This window comes from Bordetella genomosp. 12, assembly GCF_002261355.1.
In the GTDB taxonomy this organism is placed as follows: Bacteria; Pseudomonadota; Gammaproteobacteria; order Burkholderiales; family Burkholderiaceae_B; genus Bordetella.
The window spans coordinates 474,067-488,725 of record NZ_NEVU01000002.1; the positions used below are offsets into that span (position 1 = coordinate 474,067).

Below are 14,659 nucleotides of genomic sequence, written 5' to 3' on the forward strand. Positions count from 1 at the left end.
ATTTTGCGAGCGGCGCGAAAAAAAGCGAAGCCGAGTTGACAAACTTAAAAAACTTCTTCATAATCTCGTTTCTCTGCTGCTGACAACGACGCAGCGACGACAGCAAGGCAAGACGCTGTAAGTTGCGCGAAGTTAAGTGGGTAGCGAGTTTAGTAAGTGCAGTTGGCAGTACCGCTCTTTAACAATTAAACAACCGATAAGTGTGGGCACTTGGTGTGAGTGCGCAACGACTGGGTTTCGGCCTGGTCGGGAAGCGAAACTATCAAGTGCTCATATATGAAGTAAGGTTTAGTTTTTCGAAACTATCACCTCACTTCCTTTGAGCAAGCGAAAGTCGTCATTGGGTAAAACTGATGGCGCAACACAGAGATTAAACTGAAGAGTTTGATCCTGGCTCAGATTGAACGCTGGCGGGATGCTTTACACATGCAAGTCGGACGGCAGCACGGACTTCGGTCTGGTGGCGAGTGGCGAACGGGTGAGTAATGTATCGGAACGTGCCCAGTAGCGGGGGATAACTACGCGAAAGCGTAGCTAATACCGCATACGCCCTACGGGGGAAAGCGGGGGACCTTCGGGCCTCGCACTATTGGAGCGGCCGATATCGGATTAGCTAGTTGGTGGGGTAACGGCTCACCAAGGCGACGATCCGTAGCTGGTTTGAGAGGACGACCAGCCACACTGGGACTGAGACACGGCCCAGACTCCTACGGGAGGCAGCAGTGGGGAATTTTGGACAATGGGGGAAACCCTGATCCAGCCATCCCGCGTGTGCGATGAAGGCCTTCGGGTTGTAAAGCACTTTTGGCAGGAAAGAAACGGCGCAGGCTAATAACTTGCGCAACTGACGGTACCTGCAGAATAAGCACCGGCTAACTACGTGCCAGCAGCCGCGGTAATACGTAGGGTGCAAGCGTTAATCGGAATTACTGGGCGTAAAGCGTGCGCAGGCGGTTCGGAAAGAAAGATGTGAAATCCCAGAGCTTAACTTTGGAACTGCATTTTTAACTACCGAGCTAGAGTGTGTCAGAGGGAGGTGGAATTCCGCGTGTAGCAGTGAAATGCGTAGATATGCGGAGGAACACCGATGGCGAAGGCAGCCTCCTGGGATAACACTGACGCTCATGCACGAAAGCGTGGGGAGCAAACAGGATTAGATACCCTGGTAGTCCACGCCCTAAACGATGTCAACTAGCTGTTGGGGCCTTCGGGCCTTGGTAGCGCAGCTAACGCGTGAAGTTGACCGCCTGGGGAGTACGGTCGCAAGATTAAAACTCAAAGGAATTGACGGGGACCCGCACAAGCGGTGGATGATGTGGATTAATTCGATGCAACGCGAAAAACCTTACCTACCCTTGACATGTCTGGAATCCCGAAGAGATTTGGGAGTGCTCGCAAGAGAACCGGAACACAGGTGCTGCATGGCTGTCGTCAGCTCGTGTCGTGAGATGTTGGGTTAAGTCCCGCAACGAGCGCAACCCTTGTCATTAGTTGCTACGAAAGGGCACTCTAATGAGACTGCCGGTGACAAACCGGAGGAAGGTGGGGATGACGTCAAGTCCTCATGGCCCTTATGGGTAGGGCTTCACACGTCATACAATGGTCGGGACAGAGGGTCGCCAACCCGCGAGGGGGAGCCAATCCCAGAAACCCGATCGTAGTCCGGATCGCAGTCTGCAACTCGACTGCGTGAAGTCGGAATCGCTAGTAATCGCGGATCAGCATGTCGCGGTGAATACGTTCCCGGGTCTTGTACACACCGCCCGTCACACCATGGGAGTGGGTTTTACCAGAAGTAGTTAGCCTAACCGTAAGGGGGGCGATTACCACGGTAGGATTCATGACTGGGGTGAAGTCGTAACAAGGTAGCCGTATCGGAAGGTGCGGCTGGATCACCTCCTTTAAGAGCTAAGTGCTCGCGTCAAGTGTCCACGCTTATCGGTTGTTAGAATATAGCTGCTGGAAGGATCGAACAGATCCGGGAAGATTTTGAAGGTCTAGGGTCTGTAGCTCAGTCGGTTAGAGCACCGTCTTGATAAGGCGGGGGTCGTTGGTTCGAATCCAACCAGACCCACCACGCATTACATGGGGGTGTAGCTCAGCTGGGAGAGCGCCTGCTTTGCAAGCAGGATGTCATCGGTTCGATCCCGTTCACCTCCACCACTGATTTGTGGTGATGCAGCCTGAGGGTAACGATTAGTACTGCGTGCAGTGTTAATCGTTAGGTTTAGGCCTGACAGCTATATTTGTTCTTTAACAATTTGGAAGAAGCACAACGTAAAGTGTTTATCGAGTAGTCAGGGGCAACTCTGATGAAGATAGATACGGGTTGTGATTGCATGATTTATGTTCCAAGTCTCAAGCTGATTGGTTTTTAACTGATCAGAGCTTTTGAACTTAAGAACGGCACAAACGCGAAATGTTCAGCGTCCTATAAGACTCAAGTGTTATAGGATCAAGCGACTAAGTGCATATGGTGGATGCCTTGGCGATCACAGGCGATGAAGGACGTGGTAGCCTGCGAAAAGCTACGGGGAGCTGGCAAACAAGCTTTGATCCGTAGATGTCCGAATGGGGAAACCCACTGCGTAAGCAGTATCCCTGACTGAATACATAGGTCAGTGGAAGCGAACCGGGTGAACTGAAACATCTCAGTAGCTCGAGGAAAAGAAATCAACCGAGATTCCGAAAGTAGTGGCGAGCGAAATCGGAACAGCCTTTACGATTTAGCTATTTGTATAGTCGAACAGTCTGGAAAGTCTGACCGTAGCAGGTGATAGTCCTGTAGACGAAATGCAGATAGTGGAACTAAGCGTAAGAGAAGTAGGGCGGGACACGTGAAATCCTGTTTGAAGATGGGGGGACCATCCTCCAAGGCTAAATACTCGTGATCGACCGATAGTGAACCAGTACCGTGAGGGAAAGGCGAAAAGAACCCCGGAAGGGGAGTGAAATAGATCCTGAAACCGTATGCATACAAACAGTCGGAGCCTCCTTGTGGGGTGACGGCGTACCTTTTGTATAATGGGTCAGCGACTTACATTCAGTGGCAAGCTTAACCGAATAGGGAAGGCGTAGCGAAAGCGAGTCCGAATAGGGCGTTCAGTCGCTGGGTGTAGACCCGAAACCAGATGATCTACCCATGGCCAGGTTGAAGGCACGGTAACACGTGCTGGAGGACCGAACCCACTAGTGTTGAAAAACTAGGGGATGAGCTGTGGATAGGGGTGAAAGGCTAAACAAATCTGGAAATAGCTGGTTCTCTCCGAAAACTATTTAGGTAGTGCCTCAAGTATTACTGCGGGGGGTAGAGCACTGTTATGGCTAGGGGGTCATGGCGACTTACCAAACCATGGCAAACTCCGAATACCCGCAAGTACAGCTTGGGAGACAGAGCACCGGGTGCTAACGTCCGGACTCAAGAGGGAAACAACCCAGACCGCCAGCTAAGGTCCCAAATTATCGCTAAGTGGGAAACGAAGTGGGAAGGCATAGACAGTCAGGAGGTTGGCTTAGAAGCAGCCACCCTTTAAAGAAAGCGTAATAGCTCACTGATCGAGTCGTCCTGCGCGGAAGATGTAACGGGGCTAAGCGATAAACCGAAGCTGCGGGTGTGTACTTTGTACACGCGGTAGGAGAGCGTTCTGTAAGCCTGCGAAGGTGGCTTGTGAAGGCTGCTGGAGGTATCAGAAGTGCGAATGCTGACATGAGTAGCGATAAAGGGGGTGAAAAGCCCCCTCGCCGTAAGTCCAAGGTTTCCTGCGCAACGTTCATCGGCGCAGGGTGAGTCGGCCCCTAAGGCGAGGCAGAGATGCGTAGCTGATGGGAAGCTGGTTAATATTCCAGCACCGTCGTACAGTGCGATGGGGGGACGGATCGCGGAAGATCATCAGGGTGTTGGATGTCCCTGTTGCTGCATTGAAGATGGCGCTTAGGCAAATCCGGGCGCGAGAATCAAGGGTGTGGCTCGAGCGAGCATGTCTCGCGAAGTGATTGGAAGTGGTTCCAAGAAAAGCCTCTAAGCTTCAGCTGTACGAGACCGTACCGCAAACCGACACAGGTGGACGGGATGAATATTCCAAGGCGCTTGAGAGAACTCGGGAGAAGGAACTCGGCAAATTGATACCGTAACTTCGGGAGAAGGTATGCCCCGGTAGTGTGAAGCGCCTGCGCGCTGAGCATGATGGGGTCGCAGAGAATCGGTGGCTGCGACTGTTTATTAAAAACACAGCACTCTGCAAAGACGAAAGTCGACGTATAGGGTGTGACGCCTGCCCGGTGCCGGAAGGTTAAGTGATGGGGTGCAAGCTCTTGATCGAAGCCCCGGTAAACGGCGGCCGTAACTATAACGGTCCTAAGGTAGCGAAATTCCTTGTCGGGTAAGTTCCGACCTGCACGAATGGCGTAACGATGGCCACACTGTCTCCTCCCGAGACTCAGCGAAGTTGAAGTGTTTGTGATGATGCAATCTACCCGCGGCTAGACGGAAAGACCCCATGAACCTTTACTGTAGCTTTGCATTGGACTGTGAACCGGCCTGTGTAGGATAGGTGGGAGGCGCAGAACTCGAGTCGCTAGATTCGAGGGAGCCGACCTTGAAATACCACCCTGGTTTGTTTGCGGTTCTAACCTTGGTCCGTTATCCGGATCGGGGACAGTGCATGGTGGGCAGTTTGACTGGGGCGGTCTCCTCCCAAAGTGTAACGGAGGAGCTCGAAGGTACGCTAGGTACGGTCGGAAATCGTGCTGATAGTGCAATGGCATAAGCGTGCTTGACTGTGAGACTGACAAGTCGAACAGGTGCGAAAGCAGGACATAGTGATCCGGTGGTTCTGAATGGAAGGGCCATCGCTCAACGGATAAAAGGTACTCTGGGGATAACAGGCTGATACCGCCCAAGAGTTCATATCGACGGCGGTGTTTGGCACCTCGATGTCGGCTCATCTCATCCTGGGGCTGTAGCCGGTCCCAAGGGTATGGCTGTTCGCCATTTAAAGAGGTACGTGAGCTGGGTTTAAAACGTCGTGAGACAGTTTGGTCCCTATCTGCCGTGGGCGTTGGATACTTGACGGAGCCTGCTCCTAGTACGAGAGGACCGGAGTGGACGTACCTCTGGTGTACCGGTTGTCATGCCAATGGCATTGCCGGGTAGCTAAGTACGGAAGAGATAACCGCTGAAGGCATCTAAGCGGGAAACTCGTCTGAAGATTAGGTATCCCGGGGACTAGATCCCCCTAAAGGGTCGTTCAAGACCAGGACGTTGATAGGTCGGGTGTGGAAGCGCAGTAATGCGTTAAGCTAACCGATACTAATTGCCCGTGCGGCTTGATCCTATAACTCTTTAGTCTTACATATACGATTGCTGGCCATATCGCGCCAGTGCCGTCTGAACATACATCAACGCAACTCAGTTGCTGCTTCTTCCAAATTCAAGCCGTTGACAATGCGTCAACCGCTTAGCCGGTTACGCCTGACGACCATAGCAAGGTGGCCCCACTCCTTCCCATCCCGAACAGGACAGTGAAACGCCTTCGCGCCGATGATAGTGGACGTACGTCTGTGAAAGTAGGTCATCGTCAGGCTTTTATTCCTCAAAACCCCGTAAGCTATCCGCTTACGGGGTTTTGTTTTGCGCGTTTTGTTTGTGCGGCGCGCGCAACGTGCGTGACCGCCTCTGGCCCTCGTGCTGCCGACCGCGCCTTGCCGCGCAGCCGCTCCACGCGCTTACCGTGCCCGCGTCTCTCGTGGCACGTGCTCCCCGAAACGCGTAAACCCCTCACTGCTCACTGTTTACGGGGTTTTGTGCTTGTGGGGTTTTGTTTTTGCGGGGCGCATCATGCGTGACCGCTCCTGGCCCTCGCGCTGCTGATCGCGCCTTGCCGCGCAGCCGCTCCCACCGCTTACCGCAGCTGTGTCTCTCGCAGTGTGCGCTCCAGAAACGCCGTAACCCCCCCTGCACCGCTCACTGTTTACGGGGTTTTGTGCTTGCGGGTTTTGTTTTTTCGGGGCGCATCATGCGTGACCGTCCCTGGCCCTCTTGCGCCCGACCATGGCGTGCTGCGCAGCCGCGCCAAGCGCTTACAGCGCCCGAGTCTCTAGCGGCGTGCGCTCCAGAAAACGCTCAAACGAGGTGACGAACGCCTGTTCGGCGCCGCTTAGCTTGCGCTCCTTGTGCCAGGCCAGGAAAACGTCGATTTCGGCGATATTGGTTTCAGGGGGCAGGCGCTTGAGGTCGCCGGCCAGGACGTCCTGGCTGATCAGGTGTTCGGGCAGGCAGCTCAAGCCCATGCCGGCGATCACCATCCGACGGATCTCTTCGACGTACGGCGAGGTGCCGACAATGCGGCCGGTAAAGCCCGCCTGATCGCGAAAGATCGTCAGCGGCGATAGGGTGTTGCCGAGGTGGTCGCTGGCAAAACAGACGAAGCTCTGTTCCCGCAATTCGTCCAACTGCACATTCCGGCGTGAGAAGAGGGGATGGTTGCGCCCGCACACCAGTACGTAGCGATGGCGCAGAAACAGCCGGCGCTCCAGGCTTTCGATCTCTTTGCGGCACAGGCACAGGCCCAGCGCGGGCTGACGCTTGGCCAGGGCATCGAGGATGGCGGCACTCTGCATCACGTCGACGTGGAATTCGACCTTGGGGTAGCGGCGGTGAAACTGGCACAGAAAATCGTCGTAGGCCGTGCTCTGGATCTTGCTCATGAGCAGTAGCCGCAGCGGCCCGGCGACTTCATCCTGCTCCTGCGCGGCGGCGTCGTCGATGCGCGCCACCATGCCGTACATCTCACGCGCCAATTGATAGATTTCTTCGCCCAGGCCAGTGAGACGGAATTCGCCGTTGCGGCGGTAGAGCAGCAAGCCGCCGACGGCTTGCTCCAGGCGTTTGAGTGCCTGGCTGACCGCTGGCTGGCTCAGATGCAGCGCTGTCGCGGCGCGGCTGACGCCGCGCTCTTGCACGACGAACATAAAGGTACGCAGCAGATTCCAGTCCATGCGTTCTGGAGCCAATGGCGAATGAGTTGTCTTGCGTACGGTGGACATGGCGGATCGTGAGCAATAAAAAAAGGCGGCCTGAGCCGCCTTTCTGCCTTGATGAGGACTGCCCTCAGGCGCGGGCTAAGCCCGTGAAGAAACGCTCGGCGTTGTTTTCGAGACCTTCGATATAGTAGCCGCCTTCCTGCACGACCAAGGTCGGCAGCCCGAACGCGCCGATGGCCTGGCCCAGCCGGTCGAAACCGTCGGCACTGACCGCCACCATGGCCTGCGGATCTTTCTCGAAGACATCGAAGCCCAGCGACAGCACGAGGGCATCGGGCTGGAAGAGTTCGATGGCGCGGCGCGCCTGATCCAGCCGGTCGAAGAAGACGGCTTCGGGCGAGCCGTGAGGCATGGGCAGGTTGATGTTGTAGCCCAGGCCTTCGCCGGCACCGCGCTCATCTTCATAGCCGGCCACGACGGGGTAGAAGTTTTCGGGATCGCCGTGGATCGACACGTAGAGCACATCGCTGCGCTCGTAGAAGATGTCCTGGATGCCTTGGCCGTGGTGCATGTCGGTATCGAGGATGGCCACGCGTTTGTACTTCTGCGTCAGCATCTGGGCGGCGATCGCCGCGTTATTGAGATAGCAGAAGCCGCCGGCGGCATCGCGGCGGGCGTGATGGCCGGGCGGGCGGCACAGGGCGTAGGCCTGGCGATCGCCGTCCAGCAGCGCCTGCGCGCCGCCGATGGCGCATTGCGCGGCCCAGTAGGCCGAGCGCCAGGTGTTGGGACCGACCGGGCAACTGCCGTCTGCCAGGTAGCGCGCTGCCTGCGCAAGCACGCCGCGCAAGGCGTTGGGCTCGCGCACGAAGACGTTGGAGACGACTTCGTTGCCCCAATCGTCCGGCAATTGCTTCCAGCGGGCATGAGCTTCCTGCAGAAAGCGCAGGTAATCCAGGCTGTGAACGGCGCTGATGGCGCCCGCGCCGGCGTCGGCGGGCTCGATCACATCGAACTTGAGTTTGCGCACGCCTTCGACGAGCGCGTCCAGGCGGGAGGGAACCTCCTGCGGGGTACGCATCATGCCGCGCGAGAAATAGGTCTGCGGATGATGGAGTTTCTGGTCGGGGTGATAGAAGGCTTTCATGGTGTACTCCGGTACGGCTTAGACCGCCGCGCTGTGGCGGCGGTTGGCAAGGAAGACCACCGACAACATCGACAGCAGCGAGATGGCGGAAAACAGCAGGGCCAGCGGCCACCAGTGGCCCTGGAACTTCTGAGCCAGAATCGTTCCCAGGATGGGCGTGAGGCCGCCGAAGATGGCGCCCGAGAGCTGGTAGGCCATGGAGATGCCGGTGTAGCGGATGCGGGTGGGGAAGCTGTCGCTGACGTAACCGGCAATCACGGCGTAGTAGGCGCCCATGAAGAGCACGGCCGTCCCGACGCCGAAGGTCAGCGAGGTACGCGTGCCCATGTCGACCAGGTTGAACATCACGTAAGGCGTCAGGATGGACAGGAAGGACGTGATCAGCAGGAAGCGGCGGTTGCCGATACGGCTGGCGATGTACGCGGACAGCGGCGTAATGAAGAACTGCATGATGGACACCAGCAGCAGCGAGTCCAGGATGACCGCGCGCGACAGGCCGACGTACTGCGTCGTATAGGCCAGCATGAAGGTGTTGGTGAAGTAGAAGCCGGCGATGCCCAGCACGTTGGCGCCGACTGCCAGCACGAGCAGACCGGGCGCGCCGCGCAGCACTTCCATCAGCGGGGTCTTTTCTTCGGCCGGCTTGCTGGCGGCCAGCTTGGCTTTACGCTCCTGCTCGGCCAGGAAGTCCGGCGATTCGTTGACGCTCATGCGGATGGCAAAGCCCACGATCAGCAGGGCGGCGCTGAACAAGAAGGGCACGCGCCAGCCCCAGCTCATGAAGGCCGCGTCGTCCATCGAGGTGACGAGCTTGAACATCAGCATGGACAGAATGAGGCCGGCCGGGCTGCCCAGTTGGGCGAAAGAGGCAAAGAAGGTCCGCTTGCTCTGGTCGGGCGAGTGTTCGCCGGCCATCAGCACGGCGCCGCCCCATTCGCCGCCGACGGCGATGCCCTGGATGAATCGCAGGATGACCAGCAGAACCGGCGCCCAAATGCCGATCTGGGCATAGGTGGGCAGCAGGCCGATCAGCACCGTGACCGAACCCATCATCAGCAGGGTGATCACCAGGGATTTTTTACGGCCGATGCGGTCGCCGATGTGACCAAAGACCGCGCCGCCCAAGGGACGGGCAAAGAAACCCACGGCGAAGGTGCCGAAGGCGGCCAGCGTGCCGTAAAAACCATCAACAGAGGGGAAAAACAGCTTACCGAAGACCAGCGCGGCCGCGGTAGCGTAGATGTAGAAGTCGTACCACTCGATCATGGTTCCGACGAATGCGGCGGTAGACGCGCGCACCGGCTGGTGGCCGGCCGTATGGGAATTCCCCTTCATTTTTTCTCTCAAAGGCAGACAGGCTGGCGGGATTGCTGCATGGCCGCCGCCTTTATACGTCTGCCCCTGGATATAAGAAAAATTCTATTTATTTATTCTTCATATTTGTGCTGATTATGGGCCGCGCCGCTGGCATTCCGCCAGGCCTGTCCGCAGGCTCAAGTGTCGAGAGAAAAAGTACGTATTATCAATGGCTTGTCGGCCTGCGGCCGGATGGCTCAGCCGGCTGTGCCGGCGGCCGGCCGCGCTGCGTCGGCGGTGCCCGGCTGCCGCGGTATTAGTGAAACCCCGGGGGTCAGATCAGATCCAGTGTCCGCATCAAGGGCAGGCGCTGGGCCTGGAAATGTTCGGCCAGGCTGCGCAATTCGGCCAGATTGCTGGCTTCATCGGGCAGGGCGTTGCCGTCTTTCATGAGCCGGCGGCCGCTGGCGTCGAGGCGCCGCCAGGCGTGTGCGACCCAGGCATCGAGGTCGCCACCGGCCTGGACGGCTTCGAGCATGAGGCGGCTGACATGGTCGAGGGCGATGCCGCCACCCGTGACCGGGCTGGCCAGATACTGAAGCAGATCGCCGCTTTGGGCCAATACGTGGCGGTTGAGATTGCGGCAGAAGCGGCGGGTGGTGGCGGTGCTGTCCTGGACCGGATGCACATGACCGCTGCCCGCCAGCACCAGCAAGGCCTCCAGGGTTTGCGAGGCGGCGATATCTTGCGCTTGCAGGCGGGATTGCAGTTCGCCGATGCTGATCGGGCCGTGCTGCTCGAGCAGATCCAGCAAGGGCTCGTGGACGCTCTCTTTCATCGTGGCTTCACGGGTGGCACCGCGTACGGTCATGGAGATGGCGCTGCGCGGCGTGCACAGGACCACCCGCTGCTGTGCGATATCGTGTTGCCGCTCTTCGGGGGATAGCTGGCGCGCGCCTTTGATCCAGCAGTCTTTGCGAAAACTCCGGCCAACCATGATGTCGCGGGCGTCCTCGCGCAACACCGGGTCGGCCAGGCCGGCGAGCACGGCCTGCTGCTCGGTGGTCGTGTGGAGGGTCTCGACGTGATCGAAAGGGTCCGCGCTGCAGGCGAAGTCCAACTTGGCCCGGGCCAGCGAATCGGCCACGTTGGAGAAGGTCTGCGGCTCCCATTGTTTGTTGAAGTATTCGTGCAGCAAGTATTCCATGGGGTGTTCGCGCAAGGCGGGCACCCGCTCCTTGATCAACGGGGCAAGTTGCTGATAGAGGGGTTCGGCCGCGAGCAGGCGGTCGCAGAAATCCAGCGCCTGCTGCGCACGGGCGATCAGGGGGCCGCCTGTGCTGCGGGCGTGGAGGGCTAGCAGGTGGCGGATGGGCAGCATGGGCGCCCAGCCGGGCAAGGCGTTGTAGCTCACATAGACAACGCCGCCGACCTTGAGCTTGCGATGGATGAGATCCAGGATGGCCTGGCGGCTGTGGTCGGGTATCCAGGACCAGATGCCGTGCAGCGCGATGAAGTCAAAGTCGGGCAGGTCGGCGCGCCGGGCGAATGCTTCGAAGGCGTCGTCACGCAGGCAGGCGGTGTGCCCGGCCGTGCGAGCCAGTTCTTGCGCGAAGGCCGCTTGGGCCGGATTGAAGTCGGTGCCGTGCCAGTCCCATCCCGAGGCGCTGGCGTGAATATTGACGCTCAGCCCCTGGCCGAAGCCCAGTTCGCAGGCATGGCCCGTGGCGGGGAAACGATAACCGGCCAGACCCATGACGAATGTGAGCCAGAGGGGGTTGAGCTCGCGGTAGTAGCCGTAGGTGTAGGGGACTTCAGTGATGTATCCGGCATTCCAGGCTTGCATGTTCGGCCACCCCAAAAATGACAAATCATGCGGCGCACCGCGCAGGCCAACCCGGGCGGGGAGTGATAATTCAGGCATATCTTAGGGAGCAGGACGGCATGCAGCACGCGCAGGAGCAGACGAAGTACTGGCTGGAACAGGCACGCGCGATGGCGCGTGCATCGATGCACGCGGATCCGGCGCATGACCTGAAACACCTGGATCGGGTCTGGGCGACGGCCTGCGATCTGATGGCCGCGTATCCCGAGGCCGACGAGGTCGTGGTGGGAGTGGCGTGTTATCTGCACGACCTGGTCAACCTGCCTAAGAACGATCCCCGCCGCGCGCAGGCCTCGCGGCTGTCGGCCGATAAAGCCGGCGTTTTACTCGCGCCGGCCGGGTTGGACGCGGTTCGGATCGCGGCCGTGCAGCATGCCATCGAGGCGCACAGCCATGCGGCGGCCGTCGCGCCGCGCACCATCGAGGCCCGCATCGTCCAGGATGCCGATCGTCTGGATGCCTTGGGCGCCGTCGGCCTGGCACGCATGTTTACCGTTGGCGGCGCCCTCGGGCGCGCGCTGGCCCATCCCGAGGATCCGCTGGCGCGGGACAGGGCGCCGGACGATGGGCGCTACACGCTGGACCATATCGAGGTCAAGCTGGCGGGATTGCCGCAGACGATGTGTACGGCGCAGGGCCGCCGCCTGGGCGCCGAACGGCTGGCTTGGATGCGCGGATTCTGCGCGCGTTTCGCGCAGGAATGGGTTTAGCGCTGGCGCGGCTCGAACATGGCGTCGAGCAGGCTGTCGGCCGTTTGCCGCAAACGCGTTTTGTCCTGATAGAGGCGCTCGATCACGACCAGGCCGCGCGTGGCCGTGATGAAGAGCCGCGCGGCCTGGGCGGGAGGCAGGCGCAGTTCGGCTGCGGCCGTCGCCAGGCGTTGGGCAAACAGGGCCTCGAGGGCATCGAGCAGGCCGGTCAGCGCGCCGCGGATGACCGGATCCTCGATGTCGGGCCCCATCGCCGTTTTGGTCGACATGCAACTGCGCGCTGGCGTTTCGTTGGTCAGCGAGCCGATCAGCAGGGCGAGAAAACCGTCGAGGGCCTGGCGCGCGTCGGGCACCGCCAGGAGCTGGCGCGTGGTGTCGACCCAATAGGCGCGGTAACGCTCGAAGACGCGCAGAAACAGTGTCTCTTTGTCGCCATAGGCGTTGTAGAGCGAGCCGCGTTGTACGCCCGTGGCCGCGGCCAGTTGCTGCATGGTCGTATCGGAATAGCCGTGCTGCCAGAACACGGCCAGGGCCTGATCGAGCAGGAGGTCTTCATCGAACTGGCGTACACCTGCCATCGTGTCCTCATATTGTCTGTGTCTCCGTAGGGGTATTAAACGTCATTCTTGTCACTAGTGTCAAATTTGACTAGAGTGTCAAAAATGCCGGACGTCCCGGCGCTTTCTGTGGTGCCGAGTCATGTCTTTCCCCCGCGTTTCGCGCGAAATCCGTTTTGTGTGCTGTCTCGTCTTTGCGGGATTTTGCGCCAGCTTGATCAGCATCGGGCTGGCCCGCTTTGTCTATACCCCGTTGCTGCCGGCCCTGATCGAGGCGCATTGGTTCTCCGCGGCGGATGCCGTCTATCTGGGCGCAGCCAATCTGGCCGGGTATCTGGTGGGCGCGCTCGGTGGCCGCGCGCTGGCCCGGCGCTGGGCGGATGTGCATGTGCTGCGCCTGATGCTGGTGCTGGTGGCGGCTTCCTTTGTGGGCTGCGCCTTTCCTTTGTCGCTGAGCTGGTTTTTCGCCTGGAGGCTGATATCGGGTATTGCCGGCGGCGTCGTGATGGTGCTGATCGCCTCGACCTTGCTGCCGCATGTGCCCGTGGCGCGGCGCGGCGTGGCCAGTGGGGTGATCTTCGTGGGCGCGGGCCTGGGCGTGGTGGTCTCCGGCACATTGGTGCCCTGGTTGATGCAATGGGACCTGCGCGTCACCTGGCTGGGCCTGGCAGCTTTCACTGCCTTGCTCACCCTGGCAAGCTGGAGAGCCTGGCCGCCGGCAGCCCCGCGCGGCGGCCCGGGCAGGGCGTCCTCCCCGCCGTCCGCGGCGGGCGGGAGCGCGGTGGCCGCGTTGCTGTATATCCAGTACGCGTTAATGGCGGCCGCCTTCGTGCCGGTCATGGTGTTTCTGGTGGACTACATCGCGCGCGGGCGGCACTTGGGCGCCAGCGAGGGCGCCTATTTCTGGGTGTTGTATGGCCTGGGCGCCATGGTGGGTCCGGCGCTCTACGGGCTCCTGATAGACCGGTTCGGCGCGACGTTCACCTTGCGTCTGATGCTGCTGTCGCAGATGGCCGCGATGCTGGCGCTGGCACGGGTCGAGCACCACGCCGCACTTGCCGGCCTGACGCTGATTCTCGGGACGTTTCCCTCGGGCATTGCCCCGACCATGCTGGCGCGTATTCATCAGTGGCTGCCGGGCGTGGGCCAGCAAGCCGCGGCCTGGAGCCGGGCGACGACGGCATTTGCCGTGCTACAGGCCGCCAGCGCCTATGGCTATTCGGCGATTTTCAATCAGTCGGGGGGGGATTATGGGCTGTTGTTCGCCCTGGGGGCAGCCTTTATGGGGCTGACCTTTGTCATGGATTTCGGCTTCGCGCGGCTGCGTCCGGTACGGGCGTTGGCTTGACAAAAAGTCTAAAAATAGACAAATATTCTATATGCCAACATCGCCCCGCACGGCCGAGCAGCAGGCCCTGCTCGACCAATTGCAACATATCGCCTGCGGCCTGAGTCAGACTTTCGCGCCGTTTTGCGAAGTGGTCGTGCACGACTTGCGTGAGCCCGAGCAGTCCATTCTTGCCATCCACAACAATCTGTCGGGACGGCAGGTTGGCGACCCGACGACGGCGCTGGGGCTGGCGCGCATCGCCGATGCCGCGTTTCCACAGGTGGTCGCCAATTACGCCAATCAGTTCGCCGACGGCCGGCAGGCCAAGAGCACCTCGATCGGGGTCAAGGACAGCGGCGGCCGCTACGTGGCCGCCCTGTGTTTGAACGTGGACCTCACCCTGTTTCGCAGCATGCAGAGCATGTTGGGCCAGTTCAGTGCCACCGATGATGGTGCCGGCGCGCTCGAGACGCTGGATCCGCCCGGGGCGCAGGCGCTGCGGGCCCGCATCGATCAGTTTGCGGCGCGCCTGGCCAGCACGCCGCGCTCGCTCAAACCCGAGGAGCGCCGCCAATTGCTGCGCGAACTCAAGGACGAGGGCTTTCTGGATGTGCGGCGCGCGGTCGAGATCGTGGCCCAGCATCTGGGTGTATCGCGCGCCACGGTGTATAGCGATGGCAAATGATTGCCGCAGCCCGGCGTGCGCCGGGGCGGATTCCCTTTAATTGATGCAGACCTTCCGATGACTTCCAC

The 14,659-nt window shown here is 59.9% G+C and carries 8 protein-coding genes, 2 tRNA genes and 3 rRNA genes; 8 read left to right on the forward strand and 5 right to left on the reverse strand.

Annotated features, from left to right (window positions below):
* Nucleotides 1–372 precede the first annotated feature (372 nt).
* The 5 genes from CAL22_RS07550 (at nt 373) to rrf (ending at nt 5,582) form a co-directional block, all read left to right on the forward strand.
* Nucleotides 373–1,903: ribosomal RNA gene (locus CAL22_RS07550) — 16S ribosomal RNA — on the forward strand.
* A 97-nt stretch (nt 1,904–2,000) separates the two neighbouring features.
* Nucleotides 2,001–2,077: transfer RNA gene (locus CAL22_RS07555), tRNA-Ile, on the forward strand.
* A gap of 10 nt (nt 2,078–2,087) precedes the next feature.
* Nucleotides 2,088–2,163, forward strand: a tRNA-Ala gene (locus CAL22_RS07560).
* A 290-nt stretch (nt 2,164–2,453) separates the two neighbouring features.
* A 23S ribosomal RNA gene (locus CAL22_RS07565) occupies nt 2,454–5,333 on the forward strand.
* A 136-nt stretch (nt 5,334–5,469) separates the two neighbouring features.
* A 5S ribosomal RNA gene (gene rrf / locus CAL22_RS07570) occupies nt 5,470–5,582 on the forward strand.
* The 16S, 23S and 5S rRNA genes sit together here with 2 tRNA genes alongside, the layout of an rRNA operon.
* 496 nt (nt 5,583–6,078) lie before the next feature.
* Here rrf and CAL22_RS07575 read toward each other — a convergent pair.
* The 4 genes from CAL22_RS07575 to CAL22_RS07590 form a co-directional block, all read right to left on the reverse strand.
* Complete coding sequence (locus CAL22_RS07575; protein WP_244193809.1) at nt 6,079–6,996, reverse strand: LysR family transcriptional regulator; 918 nt, start codon at nt 6,994–6,996, stop codon at nt 6,079–6,081.
* 112 nt (nt 6,997–7,108) lie between these two features.
* Nucleotides 7,109–8,128 carry a histone deacetylase family protein gene (locus tag CAL22_RS07580; RefSeq protein ID WP_094811897.1) on the reverse strand — a complete coding sequence of 340 codons (1,020 nt, stop codon included), beginning with the start codon at nt 8,126–8,128 and terminating at the stop codon, nt 7,109–7,111.
* An 18-nt stretch (nt 8,129–8,146) separates the two neighbouring features.
* Nucleotides 8,147–9,463: an MFS transporter gene (locus CAL22_RS07585; protein ID WP_094811898.1), complete on the reverse strand. Its 1,317-nt coding sequence runs from the start codon at nt 9,461–9,463 to the stop codon at nt 8,147–8,149.
* 295 nt (nt 9,464–9,758) lie between these two features.
* Complete coding sequence (locus CAL22_RS07590) at nt 9,759–11,270, reverse strand: class I SAM-dependent methyltransferase (protein ID WP_244193810.1); 1,512 nt, start codon at nt 11,268–11,270, stop codon at nt 9,759–9,761.
* Nucleotides 11,271–11,368: 98 nt separating this feature from the next.
* On the opposite strand from CAL22_RS07590, the gene CAL22_RS07595 reads away from it, so the two are divergent.
* Nucleotides 11,369–12,019: an HD domain-containing protein gene (locus tag CAL22_RS07595; RefSeq protein WP_094811900.1), complete on the forward strand. Its 651-nt coding sequence runs from the start codon at nt 11,369–11,371 to the stop codon at nt 12,017–12,019.
* On the opposite strand, the gene CAL22_RS07600 is transcribed toward CAL22_RS07595, so the two are convergent.
* Nucleotides 12,016–12,597, reverse strand: coding sequence for a TetR/AcrR family transcriptional regulator (locus CAL22_RS07600; protein ID WP_094811901.1), 582 nt, complete (start codon nt 12,595–12,597; stop codon nt 12,016–12,018). The two genes, CAL22_RS07595 and CAL22_RS07600, sit on opposite strands and share 4 nt — an antisense overlap.
* 121 nt (nt 12,598–12,718) lie before the next feature.
* Here CAL22_RS07600 and CAL22_RS07605 point away from each other — a divergent pair, with 121 nt between their 5' ends.
* Nucleotides 12,719–13,924, forward strand: coding sequence for a YbfB/YjiJ family MFS transporter (locus CAL22_RS07605; RefSeq protein WP_094811902.1), 1,206 nt, complete (start codon nt 12,719–12,721; stop codon nt 13,922–13,924).
* 31 nt (nt 13,925–13,955) lie between these two features.
* Complete coding sequence (locus CAL22_RS07610; protein WP_094811903.1) at nt 13,956–14,591, forward strand: helix-turn-helix transcriptional regulator; 636 nt, start codon at nt 13,956–13,958, stop codon at nt 14,589–14,591.
* Nucleotides 14,592–14,659: the final 68 nt, after the last annotated feature.